The organism is Zavarzinella sp. (assembly GCA_041399155.1).
Taxonomy (GTDB): domain Bacteria; phylum Planctomycetota; class Planctomycetia; order Gemmatales; family Gemmataceae; genus JAWKTI01.
This window is the reverse complement of record JAWKTI010000004.1, coordinates 41,780-60,764: the sequence shown is the minus strand read 5'-3', so window position 1 is coordinate 60,764 and position 18,985 is coordinate 41,780. Positions and strand designations below refer to the sequence as shown.

Here is an 18,985-nt window from a genome sequence, read left to right as displayed (position 1 = left end):
TTGTACTAAGACCCACCATTTGGCAAGGTGGGCGTCTTCCCATAGCCTGTAGATTGTCTGAACCTGCAGCTTCCTGAAGTAAGATCGTAGCACGGGCGTCCCGCCCGTGGAAGAACTAGAGCTTGAGATATTCCTCATGTCCGAACTGGTGCGTCATTTTGCCGAAATTACCGCAGAAGATCTCCCCCACGTGGGTGGGAAGGGGCTGAGCCTGGGTCTGCTCGCACAGGCGGGCTTACCTGTACCGACAGGCTTTGTGGTTACTACCAAGGCGTATCGCACAGCATCGGAAGGCACCGTGTCTGTCGCTCTGCGGGCAGAAATTCTAAGCGCCTACCACAAACTACCCCACACGGTGGTGGCAGTGCGAAGTTCTGCCATTGCGGAAGATGGTGCGGAAAGCAGCTTCGCTGGCTTGCAGGAAACCGTGCTGGATGTCCGCACGCCAGATGGATTAATTAAAGCCATCGAACAATGCTGGGAGTCGCTCCACAGTACACGGGCAACCGCCTATCGAAGTCGGACAGATTCCCAGGAAGCCCCCGCCATGGCCGTAGTGGTCCAGGTCATGGTGGATGCCACCGTCGCAGGCGTGATGTTCACGCGGGACCCACTTGATGAAAGTGGGCAATTAGTGCGGATCGAGGCAGCCTGGGGAGTGGGTGAAGCGGTGGTTTCCGGTCTGGTGACACCCGATCGACTCCAGGCAGACCGGGAAACCGGCACGATCCACACCCAGGAAATTGCACATAAGTACACACAGATCAAGAATAAACGTCAAATTCCGGTATCCACGGAACTTCAGGCGATTCCCTGTTTGAATGAGGATCAGGTGCGTCAGTTGGTGCTGCTTGCAAAGCGGGTGGAAGACTATTACGGTTCCCCACGGGATACTGAGTGGGCATTCGACACCAACCAGCTATGGTTGCTCCAGGCCAGGCCGATTACAGCGGTCACGGCAGCAGACCGTCAGCAGGCTCGCAGCAAGCAGCTCGAGGAATTACAGCAACTCGTTCCACCTGCGGGAACCGTGTGGGTAAAACGCACCCTGATTGAAGTGCTTTCCTTCCCCACGCCGATGACCTGGTCGCTGGTGAGTGGCAGATTAATGGCTGCCGACGGTGGGGTGGGTGCAATGTACCAGGATTTTGGTTTTCCGCCGAATACTGCCTTAGCTGGGTTGTCTGCCTACGATCTGATTGGCGGGCAGCCGTACCTGAATCTGACCCGCGAGCCGCTGCTGGAAGGCCCCACTCCCACCAGTGGCTATCCCATCAGGGAATTGCTCGCGAATCCTGAACAGGCACTGCAGGCAAGACGCACCACCCAGGGTTACTTGAAGTGGTGGCGAATTCCCAGTGCATTATTAGGTGGAATTCGCCAACTTTCCATGTTCAATCGGCTGGCAGCCACCTTCCCAAAACATTACCAGCATATTTCCGGTGTCTTTCGCCAGCAGGTCCAACTGGCAGCAACCGAAGATCTGGCAGCACTCCCCCTGCCCACGTTGCAGAAAAGACTGCAATTCTGGGTGCAGGCCACGTTGGTGCAGTTTGCCCGCGACAGCCTCAAGCCCACGGTAGTGGCAGATTTTCTTCGAGAATGCCTGAAAACGATGCTCGAAAAGGCATTTCCAGGCCAAACGGAAACCATCATTGGCCGATGGGTGGGAACGCAGACCGACACGGAACAGATAACGTTAGGGCAAGGATTGAAGTTACTGGCAGAGAACCGATTGACTCAGGCAGAGTTTTTGGCACAGTTTGGCCATCGTGGCCCCAAAGAAATGGAAATTTCTACCCCACGGTGGCAGGAAGCTCCCAGTACTCTGAACGATTTCCCCGTTTTCCGAAGCGTGTCTTCGCCAGAAAGTGCTGATGAAGAAGCCGATTTCTTGCAGATCGCCCAGCAGGCCCAATGGAACAGTCCTTTACAAAAAAAAGCGAAACTCTATCGGGATCAACTGCGCCAGATGTATCTGCTGCGGGAGGTGGCGAAAAATGATCTCCTGCTGGGCTATGCTGAAATCCGCCGCATGCTGGAACAGATTGCCCGCACGACCGGCCTGTTCAGTGACTTGTACTACTACACCATCGAAGAAGTGATCACCAGGGATGATCTGGTGGGTCATCATCCTGCCATCAAGGAAAGAAAACGATTATGGAAAGCAGCCCAAACGCTGGAAGTGCCCACGGTGCTGGGGAGTAACCAACTGGAACTGATTGGCCAGCCGATGCCAATGCCTGCGAACAGTAAAGAATTGGTGGGATTTCCATTATCCGCAGGCACCGCAGAAGGGCCGGCGTTAGTGCTGGAGAAACCGATTTCTGTGGCGAATGTTCCCGATGGCTATATTCTGGTCTGTCCCAGCACCGACCCGGCGTGGGTGCCACTATTTCTGGCTGCGGCAGGATTAGTCATGGAATCGGGTGGGGCGTTATCCCACGGTGCGATCGTGGCCAGGGAATTTGGCCTCCCTGCGGCTGGTGGCTTTCCCCAATTGCTGCGAACGATCCGCACCGGCCAGCGACTGCGGGTGGATGGAAGCCGTGGTCGGGTGATTCTGCTGGATTAAACTGCTTTGTTCTTTGCGTTCCCGATCGGTAAACACTTTCAGGCGGGCGTTGTTTTCCATCAGTGAACTGAGTGCCAACATTGTCAACGTGGGGATTAGTGCAATGCCCACGTGAAAAATATTTCGCAGGGCGGGATTGCCGTACATCTGCTGAAACAACAGGTAAGCCACCAGCACACCAGCGACTCCCCCACCTGCGTGGGCACCCGCACTGATGCGGGGCAGCATGCTGATCGATACGTTGAGGATCAGTGCCAGCACCAATTGCCGCATCCACCCCTGAATGACATCAGGTGGGAGATGTTTCCGCGACATAAACAGCCAGACAGCAAGCGAACACATCACCCCCCAGAGGGCTCCGGAGGCACCTGCCAGCACCACCATCGAATCGGGCAGACCTGGACGGATAAAAATACCCACGGCACTGCCGCACAGACCACTGATGAGATACAGCAACAAAAATCGTGCGGAACCCCATAGGAATTCCACGCGTCGGGCCACAAACAGGGTGGCACAATTCATTAACAGGTGGGCAAAGCCAAAATGCAGAAAACAACTGGTAATCAATCGCCACCACTGGCCTTTCGCCAGATCTTCTGCAGTCAATGCCCCCAGTTTGTGGATCGTATCAATATCGCCATTGGCAAAGAACTGCATTACTGGCACACCTTCTGCCAATGCAAAAGCTGCAGCCACAATGAACATAATGACGTTTACTGCCATCAGTGCCAACGTCACCCTACCAATCATGTTCCCTTGTTCGTAGTAACTGGAGCGAATTGCTTCCCCCACCTCGAAGGTGGTGCGGGCAGTTTCCGCTGGCTTTTCTGGTCGTTCCGTCAATGGAACAAGATCCAGCGTGGAAAACTTATTTTCCTTCAACATGGTCTGACCATACTCGGTCAGCAGGTAACTTTGCCCCTGGGTATCGTCCCAGCTGTGGATACGCATAAACCCCGCTAGCCGCAAATCATTCAGGTGGCGGTAGACTTCTTCGGCATCCTCACCGTGGGAATTCAGGATGAACTCTTTCACAAAGAAAGGTTCCGGGTGGCGATGCTGACAGGCATCTAAAATTTCTTTGCGAAGGGTGTCTTCAGTTTCCGGCATAATGTACCAACGGTCGGGAAAAACACAGGATCGCCACCTGTGGTTCGCAAGTAACAAACAGTTAACATAGGGAAATGTGGCTGGCACAGGTAGTTGTGGGCACAGAAGGCAGAATTTCGACCTGGAAAGGGCTGTTTTTAAAAAAATCTTCATGAATCGAATGTCATAACTTCCTTTCCCATCAGAACTTACAGAAAAAGTGTAAATATATTCACAATTTTTGAGAAAAATAGGGAACAAAATTTCATTTTATGCGTCTGATATAGTAGACGCACGAACAATAGTGCTGTTGTGTAACATGCAAAGTTTTCCCCACCGTGGGGGTAACAATTGCTTACTAAATTGGTAAACTATCAAAGAACGTCTTTGGACAGGAAGAATCACATGTTACAGACTCTCCTATTAACTGTAGTTCTCGCTGCCCCTCAGGAGCCTGCGGAGATCAATGCGCTGATCGAAAAGCTGGGCGACCCATCCTTCAAGGTGCGGGAAGCTGCAGAAGAACGACTGCTGGAAATTGGTGCGGAAGCTCTCGATTATGTGAAAGCCGGCATTATGCACGACGATGCGGAAATCAGCACTCGCTGCCACCGCATCTATCCGGAAATCCGCAACCGCAACCTGGAATTACTGCTGGATCGTTTTGTTGTGAATGTCAACAACAATGCTGGAGATATTCCAGGTGCCAGCGAATTCCTGAAAATCGTGGGCGACAGCAAAGCGAACCGCGAACTCTACAAATCGATGTTTAAAAAGCACGAACTGATCCTGAGTTCTCTCGGCAATGAAGACCAGAACCTGCGTGCCTTCACCGATCTGGCAATGAGTCTTCGCTCGGTAAACCAGTTAGGGAGACCGATCAATAACATCAACAATGCCACCGATGACGACCTCCACACCTACTTCTTTCTTGGCAGCATCACGACCAAAAATCGGGAAACTGCTGCAGGAAATTATCAATTCCACTACCCACTGCTCAGTTCACCGTTGCTGGCAGAACTGACGAAATCGGAATCGTTCAACAAGTTGTTTGTGGGCTGGTTGAAGAACGAGCGATATTCAACATTGTTAAACCGTGGGTTTGCCGTCGCAGTGCAGTACAAAATCACTGGTGCCAAAGACGCAGCCTTGCACATCGTCAACGATAAGAATGTGCGTTTGGCATACATCAAATCCTACGCTTTAAGTGGCTTCGCCAGACTCGCTACAAAAGAAGATCTGCCCAAGCTCGATCCGCTGTTGCAGGACAAATCGATCCTGACCAACATCCGCATTAATAACATTAACGGTCAGGTTCAGGTGCGAGATGTCGCACTTGGGGCAGCGATGATCATTATGGGACAAAATCCGAACGATTTTGGCTATCCACGCAAGCTTCCGAACCTGAGCCCCACCAGTACGTTGAGCTATACTTACTTTGTGATGGAATCAGACGAAAAGCGGGACGAAGCTCTGAAAAAGTGGCAGCAGTGGCTGAAAGACAACGACAAAAAACAGCCCGAAAAGAAATAACACCACTTCCATGGCCGAACATTCTTCTTCGGTTCTGCTCTGCTCTATTGCTAACCCACAGACCAGTTTTTCAGCACAACCCGTGCACCTGTATCTGGTGCCGTTGGATCAGCCAGCACCGATTGCTGAAGCGAACCTGAGCGACATTGAACAAAACCGTGCGGCTCGCTTCAAGCGGGAAATCAGTCGCACGCAGTTTGTGACTACTCGCCTGGCCGTGCGTTATTTGCTGGGACAGTATCTGCATACCCCACCTCGGGAAGTACAATTTCACTATCTCGAAAGTGGCAAACCCTACTTGCCTGGTGCCCCACTGCACTTCAATGTCAGCCACTCGGGTGCGTGGGCGGTGGTTGCAATCAGTAGATACCAGGTGGGGGTAGATATTGAACAGATTCGCCCGTTTCCGGAAGCTTCCACAACGGTAGAGCGTTTTTTTGGCACGGTCGATGCGGCACGCTACCGAACGATTGCGGAACCAGATCAACAGAATGCTTTTTTTGAAGCCTGGACCCGCAAGGAAGCAGTGCTGAAAGCACTCGGCCGTGGGATTATGTCGCTGGAACATTGCTCGGTGAGTTTCGGGCCTGGAACCACTCCGCAGGTGCTGGGGATCGATGGCGAAGAAATCCCATGTGATTTGTGGCGGCTGTTCGCCTGGCAGCCCCACCCTGAATACCAGGGTGCGGTGGCCTGGATTGAAAATCCCGCCCAGCGATAAATTGTTAAGCATCTTATTTCCACATTGATCCTCTAAGAGGTGGAGGGTGAAGAATATGAGTAATGAATTTACAGAAAAGGCAATGGAGGTACTGCAGGAATCACAGAAGGCGGCTCTGCGCCTGAACCATACTTCCATAGAAGTGGAGCATTTACTGAAGGCGATTGTGGAGCAAACCGGTGGACTGGGGCCAGCCCTGCTGCAAAAAGCAGGCATCAGCCCAAATACCTTGCTCACCGCGCTGGAAGATCATCTGCAGCGGATGCCCAGGGTAACCAATTCCCAGAACAACCCCACGCCCAGTGGGCGGTTCAACAGGGTAGTGGCCAATGCGGAACAGGAAGCGAAAAAACTATCCGATGAATACGTATCGGTAGAGCACCTGATTCTCGGCATGCTGGGAGATTCCGGCAAAGCAGGTGAATTGCTGAAAACAGTGGGGCTGAATCGCGAACGATTGTTAAGTCTGCTGAAGGAAGTGCGCGGTAACCAGCGAGTCACCACGCAGAATCCGGAAGAAACTTATCAGTCACTGGAAAAGTATGGGCGCGATCTGACCCAGGCTGCCCGCAATGGCAAGCTCGATCCGGTAATCGGACGAGATGAAGAGATTCGACGAGTGATTCAGGTGCTCAGCCGCCGCACCAAGAATAATCCTGTGCTGATCGGCGAGCCAGGTGTGGGCAAAACTGCGATTGCGGAAGGCCTTGCCCAACGAATTGTTCGTGGGGATGTACCAGACGGCTTGAAAGACAAAGTGGTGGTATCCCTGGACATGGGGGCACTGATTGCCGGGGCGAAATATCGTGGGGAATTCGAAGAACGCCTGAAAGCGGTGCTGAAAGAGGTTACCGAATCGAATGGGCGTATTCTGCTCTTCATCGATGAACTGCACACCGTTGTTGGTGCTGGCAAGGCGGATGGTGCCATGGATGCAGGTAACTTGTTGAAGCCATTGCTGGCTCGAGGTGAGTTGCACTGTATTGGCGCTACAACGCTGGATGAGTATCGACAATACATCGAAAAAGATGCCGCACTGGAACGACGGTTTCAGCCAGTGCATGTCGACCAGCCATCAGTGGAAGACACCATCAGTATTCTGCGTGGCTTGAAAGAACGCTATGAACTGCACCACGGTGTGCGGATCAAGGATGCTGCTCTGGTTTCGGCGGCAATCCTGTCGAATCGCTACATCACGGATCGTTTTCTGCCTGATAAAGCAATCGACCTGATTGATGAATCGGCCGCGAAACTGCGAACGGAAATGGATTCCTTGCCCACGGAACTGGATGAGGCATCCCGTCGGGTGATGCAGTTGGAAATTGAACGCGAAGCACTGCGGAAAGAAACCGATGTCAATTCCAAAGAACGTTTGAGCAAACTGGAACAGGAATTGGCGAACGAAAAGGCGAAAGCAGATGCGTTGACTGCACGCTGGCAGAACGAAAAGAAAGCTGTGGAACGGGTGCGTGAATGCCAGGAACAGATTGAACAGGTGCGGGTGCAGATTGAAACCGCAGAACGAAACTACGATCTGAATAAGGCTGCCGAGTTGAAATATGGCAAGTTGCCGGAATTAGAGCGAACGCTGCAAACGCTGGTTGCCAGCACCACAGGAAATGAAGGCCCCCGCCTGCTGAAAGAAGAAGTGGATGAAGACGATATTGCTGCGGTGGTCAGTCGCTGGACTGGTATTCCGGTTTCCAAACTGCTGGAAGGGGAACGGGAAAAATTGCTGCACCTGGAAGATGAATTACATCGACGTGTGATTGGCCAGAATGAAGCGGTGCGTGCAGTGGCAGAAGCGGTGATCCGTGCCCGAAGTGGTTTGAAGGATATGCAGCGACCAATCGGCAGCTTCATGTTTCTCGGGCCGACAGGTGTCGGGAAAACAGAACTGGCCCGCACGTTGGCCCAGTTTCTGTTTGATGATGACCGTGCGATGATTCGCATTGATATGAGTGAGTATCAGGAAAAGCATAATGTCAGTCGGCTGGTGGGTGCCCCACCTGGATATGTGGGTTACGAAGAAGGTGGGCAGTTAACAGAAGCCGTACGACGCCGACCATACAGCGTGGTGCTGCTGGATGAAATTGAAAAAGCCCACGTGGATGTGTTTAATGTGTTACTGCAAGTGCTGGATGATGGCAGATTGACTGATGGACAAGGCAGACTGGTGGATTTCAAAAATACCATCATCATTATGACTTCGAACATCGGCAGCCAGCGAATATTGCAGTATACCGGCAGCCAGATTGGCGAAATCTACGATCGGATGAAGGACGCTGTGGAAGAAGAACTGCGGCACCACTTCCGGCCAGAGTTTCTCAACCGCGTGGATGATATTATTGTCTTCCATGCACTATCAGAAGAAAATCTGGCACAGATTGTAGATATCCAGTTAGGGATTCTGGAGAAACGGCTGTCTGAACGAAACATCCGACTGGTGCTGGCACCTGAGGCACGGGAACACCTGGTGAAGCTGGGCTACGATCCTGCGTATGGTGCCCGCCCACTGAAACGAGTGATTCAACGCGAAATTGAAACCGCGTTGGGTAAGCTGATTCTGCAGGGTGTGGTGAATGATGGGGACACTGTGGACGTGGGGTATTCGCAAGGTCAGGAACGACTCAGCTTTCAGGCACGCCCCAAATCTTAATAGCTGATCGCTAATTTGGAAAAATTCACAAAAAAGTTTCTGTCAACGCAACTATTTATTTCACCGATAGTTGCGTCAATCTGATCAAACGGTTTCTTACCAGAATTTCAAAAAAATTGCCAATTTCATACTTCTCGTGGCTATATTATATATGTGTAAATAATTCCATGCTAAGTTGGGTTCTGGCATGGGTGGGATAAATTTACAACCGACATCGCCCCACATCGTCTGCGCCGGTAAAATAGTGGGTGAACTGAGGAAGAGATATGACCAGGAAATTTGAAATCCACAGCGATTGGCCCCCGGCGGGTGATCAGCCGAAAGCGATTGCCGAAATCATGGAAGGATTTCAGGCGGGTAAACGTTATCAGACGCTGATGGGTGCGACAGGTACTGGGAAAACCCACACGGCAGCACGTGTGATTGCTGAACTGAACAAGCCCACCCTGGTGATGGCCCACAATAAAACGCTGGCTGCTCAGTTGTACAAAGAATTCAAAAGTTTCTTTCCCAACAATGCAGTCTGTTTTTTCATTAGCTATTACGACTACTACCAGCCGGAAGCATACATCCCACAGCGGGACATTTACATCGAAAAAGATTCGTCCGTCAATGAAAATATCGACCGTCTGCGTCTGGCTGCCACGTGTCGGCTGGTCAGTCGTGAAGATGTGATTGTGGTGGCCAGCGTATCCTGCATTTACGGTTTGGGTTCTCCATCCGATTACAAACGGATGATGGTGCAACTGAAACGTGGCGAGACGATTGAACGAGAGCAACTGTTGCTGAAACTGGTGGATGTGCAGTACCAGCGCAATGATATTGCTTTCGAACGTGGGAAGTTTCGTGTGCGGGGCGATACGATCGAAGTTTGGCCTACGTCTGAAGAGCAGGCGATGCGGATCGAACTGTTCGGCGATGAAGTTGATCAGCTTTCGATTATCGAACCATTGACTGGCAATGTTCTGGAACAACTGGATGAGATGTTTATTTATCCCGCCAAGCACTTCGTAACGCCGGATGAACGCACACGAATTGCGGTTGAAGGAATTGAAAAGGAACTGGAACAACGCCTGCAGCAATACAAAACGGAAGGTAAATTGCTGGAAGCGGAACGGTTGAAAGCACGCACTAATTACGATCTGGATATGTTGCGGGAAGTGGGATATTGTTCCGGAGTAGAAAATTATGCCCGCTGGTTCAGTGGCAAAAATCCTGGCGAACCACCCTACACGCTGCTCGACTTTTTTCCGGAAGATTTTCTGTTGATCGTGGATGAATCCCACGCCACATTACCACAGATCCGTGGGATGCAGGCGGGTGATGCTTCCCGCAAGCAAACGCTGGTGGAACATGGATTTCGCCTGCCAAGTGCGATGGACAATCGACCTTTAAAGTTCGAAGAATTTGAAAAACGGATCAAGCAGGCACTGTTTCTTTCTGCCACACCGGGAGCAATTGAGCTGGATCGGTGCGGTGGGGAAGTGGTTGAGCAGGTCATTCGCCCCACAGGGCTGGTCGATCCGGTGATCCACTTGAAGCCTGCCCGAGGTCAGGTGGGTGATTTACTGGATGAAATCCGCAAACGTGCCGAGCGTGACGAGCGGGTGCTGGTCACCACATTGACCAAACGGATGGCTGAAGATCTCACGAACTATTTTCGCGATGTGAATCTGCGGTGCAAATGGCTGCACTCGGAACTGGATGCAATTGAACGGATTCAGATTCTAAGAGAATTACGGGAAGGTGTTTTTGATGTGCTGATCGGTGTGAACCTGTTACGGGAAGGACTTGACCTGCCGGAAGTGTCCCTGGTGGCAATTATGGATGCGGACAAGGAAGGTTTTCTCCGAAGTGAAACATCACTGATCCAGACTATTGGTCGTGCCGCACGCCACGTGAATGCGGAAGTGATTCTCTATGCGGATACGATGACTAACTCGATGAACCGAGCCATTTCCGAAACGAATCGTCGGCGTGAGTTGCAATTACAGTACAACAAAGAACATGGAATTACGCCCGTCAGTGTGAAGACTGCGATTCGGAATGTAATTGAGGATGAAATTGCTGCCCACCAGGCAGTACAGGAAGTGGCTGGTAAAGAGGCAACCAACTATGTTACGGAAGAATATCTGGAAGAACTGCATCAGGAAATGTTGACGGCAGCCGAGCAGCTGAACTTCGAACGTGCTGCCCAGCTTCGAGATCAGATATCTAAACTAAAAGGGGAGCCAGTGGCATCCCCACAGAAAAAGAAATTCCGTGGAAAAAAGAGAAAACAACCTTAACGATGGGATCGCAACAATGAACTCTCCAGGTTTTAATCGTCGTCAGATGTTGTCCACCAGCATGCAGGTGGTTGCAGGAACAGGATTGCTGACGCAAGTTGCAACTGCACAAAAAGTTTCGCGTTATCGTGGGCCAGTGATTGATGCCCACAGCCATATCTGGACCACGGATATTAAGAAATACCCGCTGGCAAATGGTAACACGCTGAAGGATTTAAAGCCTGCAAGTTTTTCCCGCGAAGAACTGCAACAGGTGATGAAAGATCACGGAATAAAGAAGGTGGTGTTGATTCAACATCACCCATTTCATGGCTGGGACAACAGCTATCTGACCGATTCGGCTGTAGCTTTTCCCGAACAATTCCGCGTAGTGGGCATGGTGGATGACACCAGCGACAAGCCCGCAGAACAGATGAAACAATTGTTGAAGAAACATGTTACTGGCTTTCGAGTTCGCCCCACGCCCACACGGAAAGATGACTGGCTGGAAGGCAAAGGGATGGCCTCCATGTGGGAGTGTGCGGTAGACACTCAACAGTCGATTTGTCTGCTGATCAACCCCGAACATCTGCCCACTGTGGCAAAGATGTGTGAAAAATATCCCCAAACCAAGGTAGTGATCGATCACCTGGCACGTGTCGGAATTGATGGCACTATTCGCGAAGCAGATATCAAGGCGTTGTGCGACTTGGCAAAATATCCCAAGGTGCATGTCAAGGTTAGTGCGTTTTACGCTCTTGGGAATAAGAAGTCGCCTCACTCCGAATTAGCAGATTTAATCCAGGCCGTGTTAAAGGCATTTGGCAGCCGACGGCTGATGTGGGCCAGCGACGCACCATACCAGATCAATGATGATAACACCTACAAAGCATCAACGGAGCTGATCCAGACGGGATTGCCATTTTTAACTGCCACGGACAAACAAGACCTTCTTTACCGCACCGCCAACAGGGTGTTTTTCTACGTTTAATCCAGTGTGGCCAGTAGTTGTGGCAGGATTTCACCACTGGGGCCATATAGCCCCACATCCACATGATCTGATGCGGAGGATGGGCTGATGTTGATTTCAATTACTTGTGCTGCCACTACATTGTTAGCACGTGAAGAAGTCTTTGCCAGTGGGATCAGCCCGGCAGCAGGATAGACGACGGCACTGGTTCCCACAACCAGCATCAGGTCGCACTCGACGGCAGCGAATTCTGCATCGCGAAAGACATCACCAGGCAGCATTTCACCAAACCAGACGATATCTGGTCGCAACGCCCCTCCACAGAGCTTGCAGGTGGGAGTGCGAGGGAAATCTGCAGGAATTGCAGCAATATCTCCACATTCCGTGCATCGACTTCGCCAAAGGCTGCCATGCAGTTCGTGTACACGCAGATTGCCAGCACGCTGGTGCAGTCCATCCACATTCTGTGTAATCAAATCAAATCGACCTGCCCAGCGTTGTTCCAGTGCGGCCAGCGCCACGTGCCCGGGATTGGGTTGTACCTGGGCCGCTTTCTCCCGGCGTGCGTGGTAAAAATCCCACACGAGCTGGGGATTGCGACGATAACCCTGTGGGGTCGCCACTTCCTCAATGGCATGCCCTTCCCACAGGCCATCACTGGCACGAAAGGTGGGGATGCCACTTTCGGCGGAAACACCCGCACCTGTTAAAACAGAAATATGTTGGGCAGAACGCAGCAGTTCTACTGCCTGTTGAAATTGGGACAGATCCATGGAAACCACTCCTTCAAGTGGGCGAAACCGCTCCATGGATGGTGGAAGGGTTACTTGCCCGTTAGTTCTTTCACCAGATCACTGGCTTCATAAACACTGGTCAGTGCTTCAATAATCGCACGCGAATCCACGCTGACCGCGCGGGCTTCTTTATCATCGAAGATGAAATCAAGCACCAGCGACTGGATGTTGCCGTCGAAAATCAGCCCCACCACTTCGCCATTTTTGTTGACGACCGGGCTGCCCGAGTTCCCACCGATAATATCGCAAGTGCTGACAAAATTGTATGGCACCTTCAGGTTGATTTTGTCTTTTTTGTCCAGCCAGCGTTGAGGAATATCAAACGGTGGGAGACCGCCATGTTCTTTGGAATGTTCGTAAAGACCACCCAGATTGGTGAAAGGTTCTACTGTTTTTCCATTTTCCTGATAACCTTTTACCGTGCCAAATGCCAACCGTAAAGTGAAGGTGGCATCGGGATAGGTGCTGGTGCCATCCAGCTCAAAGCGAGCTTTGGCAATCGCACTGGCTGCCTGGCTTTTTGGTTCCTGGATTTCGTTTTCGTATTTTTTCCGGAGGCTCAGTGCTTTGGCATCAATCATAGCCACCAGTTCGATCATGGGGTCTTTCGCTTCGGCAATCGCTTTTGCCCCACCTTCGAAGAGTTGTTTTCGCACGGCCACATCGCGTACTTTCGACTGACTGATCAGCTCAAAAGCACGTTGCTTGGGAGATTTCCCTGCAAGTACCTTCTGCACCATCTCATCATTTCCGCCATAGGTATTGGCTAAGGTTGTCAACGAATTGGTCAGTTTCAGAATTTCCAGATCTTCATAAATCGGTTCATCAGAGAACAAACCAAACTTCAGTGAACCCAGGCGGGCTTCGCTGAATTCCGGCAGCCGATCCGAAGATGGCTTGGGCAGTTCCACACTGGCACGGTACAACGTGCGGGCGATCCCAAAGGTGCCGCAGGTAAAGCCCACCCCACCTTCATACATGTTGATATCGGTGGCCATTGCTGCCAGCTTTTTCTGACAGGCGGCAATCGTTTCAAAAGCAGCAGCGGCTTCTTTCATGTCCGACTTGGCAATAAATTCCAGCAAGCGTTTTTCGGCTGCCACTTTACGGCCCATCAATTCCGGATCGAGCAACCCAGCAAGCCCACCGTTACGTGCTTTGCGGCTATTCTGCACTCCGAAAAGATCATCTTTCACGCGGCGACGGTTTTCTTCATTTCGTTCTGCCCACACAGAATAGGTTACTTCCAGGCGGTGCAAGCGATCCATCAGCGCGGGGAAGGAAGTATCACGCAGATATTCCAGTTCTGCAACCGTGTTCTGGCGGCTGGTGCGGCCTGGGTGTCCGGAAACAAATACCAGTTCACCATCAGTGCTGCCGTTCGCACTCCATTTCAGGAAGTGCTCGACTTTGGCAGGTTGACCATTTTCGTACGCACGGAAGAAACACATATCCAGGTCATAGCGAGGGTATTCAAAGTTGTCCGGGTCCCCACCGAAGAACGCAATTTGCTGTTCTGGAGCAAAGACCAGACGCACATCGGTGTATTGTTTGAACTGGTACAGGTGGTAGGCACCGCCGTTGTACAGTGTAATCACGTCTGCCCGCAATTTCTGATCAGGATTCGCTGCACCCTGTTCCAGCGAAGTGATCATTTTTCTGCGGGCCAGAAATGCCTCTTCCCCACTCATGCCGGGTTTGACAGCCCCCTTCACCTGTTCCGTAACATCTTTGATGCTCAGGAGAACGTTCAGTTCCAGGCCTTTGCAGGAGAGTTCTTCTGCGGCGGTTTTGGCGTAAAAGCCGTTCTTTAAAATATCGTTTTCTTTGGTGGACAATTTTTGCAGATCATCTGCACCCACGTGGTGGTTGGTCATAATCAGACCATTACCCGAAACGAACGATCCGGAGCCACCAGAATTGAACCGCACGGAAGATAACCGCAGGTGGTCCAACCAGGCATCGGTGGGTTCAAAGCCGTATTTTTTCTTCAGATATTCCTTGGGTGGATTGTTGAACAACCACATCCCTTCATCGCCAAATAATGAGGAGTTACTCATCATTGCTCCCCACACAAACATGAAAACCAACCAGCGTTTTGTCATTGGGAAATTCCTCCAGTTGCAGGTTCCTGTTCCTAAGTTATAGTGCCCACGTGGGGTGCGGGCGATGGACTTACCCCATTTGCAGAACCAGAAATCTTCATCCAATCCGCAAAAATTTTGCGAAAAAATTCATAAAATTGCTGCAACTGACATTGATTTGCGACTCCAGGATGGATCATGAGCGAAACAGTTCCCGCCCCACGTCAACGTGTTTACCTTCCCGCCATTCTGGGGGGTGCTCTCTGGTACTGCTGCTACTTTCCATTGAATCTGGGACCGCTGGCGTTTATTGCCCTGGTTCCGTGGCTCTCGCTTGTTGATGCCACGGTGCGGCCCCGCCGATTGTATTTTGCGATGTTTGTGGGTGGGCTTGCCGCCTATCTGCCGTTAGGACAGTGGATTCGTGTTGCTCACCCGGCGATGTACGGTGCCTGGATCGGTATCGCCCTCTACGGCTCCGTTTGCCTGGTTTTCTGGCTGGCCACCGCACGCTGGCTGGTGCGACGGGAAATCAACCACTATGTTGCCATTCCCGCCGCGTGGGTACTGTGGGAATACTTCCGCACCCACGCACCAACTGGGTTTCTGTGGCTTCAGGAACTCAATGGCTATCAGGCGGTAGGAATCGGCTGGTATCTGGCAGGTCATACGCAACACAGTTTTTTAACGTTCATCCAGGCAGCAGATATTGGTGGCGTGCCACTGATCTCCTGGCTGGTCGTACTCTGCAATCTGACTCTGCTAAATCTGTTGCGAAAAATGGCTGGAAGGTTGTTGTTTGCCCCACCTCAGCAGCCCAATTACCACCGGGGCTGGGTGGCAGCCACTGCCGTCCTGTTTCTCGGTTTTCTTGGTTACGGCGTGGTGCGTCTGAACCACGAGCCATTGCCACTGGGGCCCAAAGTGGCAATGCTGCAAAGCAACCTGAGCCAGGACATCAAAATGACGCAGAACGATAATGTCATGCAGCATATGTTTGAACTGGCCGACCGAGCTGCTGCCAGTCAACCCGATCTGATTGTCTGGCCGGAAACCGCACTCCCGATGAACTGGACCACGCTGGCCCCCACTGCCGAGCCAAGCAACCTGCCCACCGAGATCACCATGGGCTTTAAGGACAATGACCAGTTAGGCAAGCTGACCCAGCAACGCTGGCGAACAAATGTGTTATTTGGAATGAATGCGATTGAATACGAAAACGAGGAAACTACCTGGAAATACAACTCGGCGGTGCTGATTAATAAAGACGGAAAATTTGCAGGCAAGTTCGACAAAATCCATCTCGTGCCGTTTGGGGAATATGTGCCTTTTCGCAAGACTTTCCCCTGGATGAAAATGTTCACGCCTTACGACCACGACTATAGCTGTCGTCCTGGGACGAGTTACACGGTATTTCCAGGCCCCAAAGCCACATTTGGCTGCCTGATCTGCTATGAAAATACCGACCCGGCGATTGCTCGTGGCTACTTTCGTGGTGGGCGAAATGTGGATTACTTTGTGAGTATTTCCAATGATGGCTGGTTCAAGGGAACGGCAGAACATGAGCAGCACCACGCGATTACGCGGTTTCGCGCGATAGAGAACCGGCGAGCAGTGGTGCGTGCTGTCAATATGGGGATCAGCGGCATCATCGATAGCGATGGACGCCTGACGGCACTTCCAGGACCCACGTTATCGAAGTCGAAAAAAATTGCCTCTGTGGTCACGGGCGATGTACCAATCGACAATCGAACCAGCTTCTACCACACTCTGGGCGATTGGGTCCCCGCCTTCAGCTTTCTTGTTATTCTCTACACTCTCTGGGGTATTCTCTTTCAGCAGCGCAGTCATTGTGCAGTCAAGTAACCATTTCTTTTGACTATTCAGTCATAACCGTTGTTGCTCTTGGAAATCCGACAAGTCATATACCAAGATAAAGGTATTCAATTAGGAAGAAAAGATGAAGACAGAAGCAACGGGTGCGATCGATCTGCTGATGAAATTACTGGCCGTGGAAGGTGTCACCGGACAGGAAAAGAAAATTGCTCAGGCGATTGTAGGTGAATTGAAAGCGGCTGGTGTTACCAGCAAACAGATCCAGTATGATGATGCGAATACCCGCATCCCTCTACCTACGCAGACAGGCAACTTGATTGTCACACTGCCCGGCACCATTGCAGCCGATCGTATCCTGTTCATGACTCATATGGATACCGTCCCACTCTGTGCGGGTGCAGTCCCAGTGCGTAAAGGTAACAAAATTGTTCCTGAAGGCACCACCGCCCTGGGTGGGGATAATCGTACCGGTTGTGCGGTTCTCATTAATCTGGTGCGGACTCTTTTGCAACATAAATTACCCCACCCACCCATCACGCTGTTGTTCACTGTGCGTGAAGAATCTGGCTTGTTCGGTGCGCGTTTTCTCGATCCGAAATCGCTGGGCGGGCCTGTCATGGGCTTTAATGTCGATGGTCGAGATCCCAATGAAATCACCGTGGGTGCGGTTGGAGCAGATCGTTGGGAAGTCAGTATCACGGGCAAGGCGTCCCACGCTGGGGTCTATCCTGAAAAAGGGATCTCTGCTACCGTGATTGCTTCGCTGGCACTGGCCGAAATTTATTCCGGTGGCTGGTTTGGCAAAGTGGAAAAAAATGGCAGGTCAGGCACCAGCAACGTGGGCAGTTTTGGTAATCCCGCAGGGCAATCCGCTGGCAATGCCACCAATGTGGTCACCGACCAAGTACACATTACTGGCGAATGCCGCAGCCACGACAGCAAATTCTTCCGCGAAATTACCGCTGCATACAAAAGTGCATTCGAACGTGCCTGCAAAATTGTCACCGATGATACGGGCAAAACCGGGAAAGTGAAGTTCACCTCCCGCACCGATTATCATCCATTCCGTTTGAAAGACGATGCCCCCGTGGTGCTGCGGGCCAAAGCTGCCATTGAAGCGATGGGGATGACGGCAGTTTGCCGCACCACGAACGGTGGGCTGGATGCCAACTGGATTGTGAAGCACGGCCTGCCCACGATTACTTTTGGTGCGGGTCAGAACGATATCCACACCATTAAAGAGTGGGTGGATCTGCCACTGTTTCTGAAAGGTTGCGACCTGGCAATTCAAATCGCAACCGCTCAGTAATTGCTTGCAACTGCCCAATTCATTCCTGCTGTTTGTAACAACATCTTGACATCTTGACAATTGACAAGATGTCATTACGATGGGAGTACCAGCAGGAGATATGCTCTCATGAATTGTTCATTTTTCGGTCGCCGAACGGACCGCTGTGGGTTTACTCTCATTGAATTACTGGTGGTGATCGCCATTATCGCCATTTTGATCGGGCTGCTGTTGCCTGCGGTGCAAAAAGTACGGGAAGCGGCCAATCGCCTGAGTTGTCAGAACAATCTGAAGCAGTTAGGACTGGCGTTACACAATTATGAAGGCGGGAATGGTAAGTTTCCCCCACTGTATCCCTATACGGCACCTGGTTCAACAGTGCAGAACTATCGCTACACCTGGAGCGTGCTGGCCCAGCTCAGCCCGTACCTGGAACAGACCAACATTTACAACACGATGGACCTGTCCCAGCCGATGTACGATGCTTCCAACCTGATTTCGGCCCAGAACCAGTTCGCGGTGGTGCAAAAAGTGAAGATTTTTCTCTGTCCCTCTGACAGAATGCAGCCTGTCAGCACTGCGTATGGTGTTACCAACATGGGCCCCACCAATTACGTGGCGTGCCACGGATCGGGCGTGCTGAACAATGGCTCGCCGGTGGGTGCGGATGGCATGTTTCCAGTGCAGAATGGTGTTACGGTGGGGGATATCACCGATGGTACCACAAACACAGTTGCATTTTCTGAAAGCATTCTGGGGGCTGGTGGGGAAGGGCTGGGAACTAATCCCGGAGATGAAAAAACCGTGTATAAGTATCTTGGTTATACCGGCACTCTGCCCAGCGATGCGGATTGTGCATCGATCGCACCATTCAGTTGGAATGGCTACAACCATCGTGGCTTCATGTGGGCTTCCGGCGAACCCCGCGCGGTCAGTTACAACCACTATTACACACCCAACAGCCGAAATTATGATTGCATTGCCAACAATCCAACATTACCAGGCTACACCGCTGTGGGCTATAAAGCAGCCCGCAGTCGCCACACTGGTGGGGTGAATCTGCTGTTAGGTGATGGCAGCGTTCGGTTCGCCCGCGACGGTGTTGACCTTGTTACCTGGCGGGCATTGTCCACCCGTAATGGTGGGGAAGTTTCGGGTGATTTCTAACA

Annotated in this window: 11 protein-coding genes and 1 pseudogene; 9 read left to right on the top strand and 3 right to left on the bottom strand. The window is 51.6% G+C overall.

Annotation, left to right across the window (positions count from 1 at the left end):
• Positions 1-136 precede the first annotated feature (136 nt).
• Positions 137-2,575, top strand: coding sequence for a PEP/pyruvate-binding domain-containing protein (locus R3B84_17950; GenBank protein ID MEZ6142445.1), 2,439 nt, complete (start codon positions 137-139; stop codon positions 2,573-2,575).
• Between the two features lie 156 nt (positions 2,576-2,731).
• Here the strand turns inward: R3B84_17950 and R3B84_17945 are convergent.
• Positions 2,732-3,232, bottom strand: a pseudogene (locus tag R3B84_17945) (rhomboid family intramembrane serine protease).
• 837 nt (positions 3,233-4,069) lie between these two features.
• On the opposite strand from R3B84_17945, the gene R3B84_17940 reads away from it, so the two are divergent.
• The 5 genes from R3B84_17940 to R3B84_17920 all read left to right on the top strand — a co-directional run bounded on the left by R3B84_17940 (position 4,070) and on the right by R3B84_17920 (position 11,835).
• Entirely contained in the window at positions 4,070-5,197 is a 1,128-nt protein-coding gene (locus tag R3B84_17940; protein ID MEZ6142444.1) for a hypothetical protein, read from the top strand.
• A 10-nt stretch (positions 5,198-5,207) separates the two neighbouring features.
• Positions 5,208-5,918 (top strand): 4'-phosphopantetheinyl transferase superfamily protein, encoded by a 711-nt coding sequence (locus R3B84_17935; protein MEZ6142443.1) that lies wholly within the window; start codon positions 5,208-5,210, stop codon positions 5,916-5,918.
• Between the two features lie 55 nt (positions 5,919-5,973).
• On the top strand, positions 5,974-8,577 hold the full coding sequence (clpB, locus tag R3B84_17930) for an ATP-dependent chaperone ClpB (GenBank protein ID MEZ6142442.1): 2,604 nt from the start codon (positions 5,974-5,976) through the stop codon (positions 8,575-8,577).
• 266 nt (positions 8,578-8,843) lie between these two features.
• Positions 8,844-10,865, top strand: coding sequence for an excinuclease ABC subunit UvrB (gene uvrB / locus R3B84_17925; GenBank protein ID MEZ6142441.1), 2,022 nt, complete (start codon positions 8,844-8,846; stop codon positions 10,863-10,865).
• Between the two features lie 16 nt (positions 10,866-10,881).
• Positions 10,882-11,835, top strand: coding sequence for an amidohydrolase family protein (locus tag R3B84_17920; protein ID MEZ6142440.1), 954 nt, complete (start codon positions 10,882-10,884; stop codon positions 11,833-11,835).
• Here R3B84_17920 and R3B84_17915 read toward each other — a convergent pair.
• Both R3B84_17915 and R3B84_17910 read right to left on the bottom strand, forming a co-directional pair.
• Positions 11,832-12,587 carry an NAD-dependent deacylase gene (locus R3B84_17915; GenBank protein MEZ6142439.1) on the bottom strand — a complete coding sequence of 252 codons (756 nt, stop codon included), beginning with the start codon at positions 12,585-12,587 and terminating at the stop codon, positions 11,832-11,834. The two genes, R3B84_17920 and R3B84_17915, sit on opposite strands and share 4 nt — an antisense overlap.
• A 50-nt stretch (positions 12,588-12,637) precedes the next feature.
• Complete coding sequence (locus tag R3B84_17910; GenBank protein MEZ6142438.1) at positions 12,638-14,713, bottom strand: S46 family peptidase; 2,076 nt, start codon at positions 14,711-14,713, stop codon at positions 12,638-12,640.
• Between the two features lie 177 nt (positions 14,714-14,890).
• Between R3B84_17910 and lnt the strand changes: the two genes are divergently transcribed.
• The 3 genes from lnt to R3B84_17895 all read left to right on the top strand — a co-directional run bounded on the left by lnt (position 14,891) and on the right by R3B84_17895 (position 18,983).
• Complete coding sequence (gene lnt / locus R3B84_17905) at positions 14,891-16,558, top strand: apolipoprotein N-acyltransferase (protein MEZ6142437.1); 1,668 nt, start codon at positions 14,891-14,893, stop codon at positions 16,556-16,558.
• A gap of 94 nt (positions 16,559-16,652) precedes the next feature.
• On the top strand, positions 16,653-17,837 hold the full coding sequence (locus tag R3B84_17900) for a M20/M25/M40 family metallo-hydrolase (protein MEZ6142436.1): 1,185 nt from the start codon (positions 16,653-16,655) through the stop codon (positions 17,835-17,837).
• A 108-nt stretch (positions 17,838-17,945) separates the two neighbouring features.
• Positions 17,946-18,983 carry a DUF1559 domain-containing protein gene (locus R3B84_17895; GenBank protein ID MEZ6142435.1) on the top strand — a complete coding sequence of 346 codons (1,038 nt, stop codon included), beginning with the start codon at positions 17,946-17,948 and terminating at the stop codon, positions 18,981-18,983.
• Positions 18,984-18,985 lie beyond the last annotated feature (2 nt).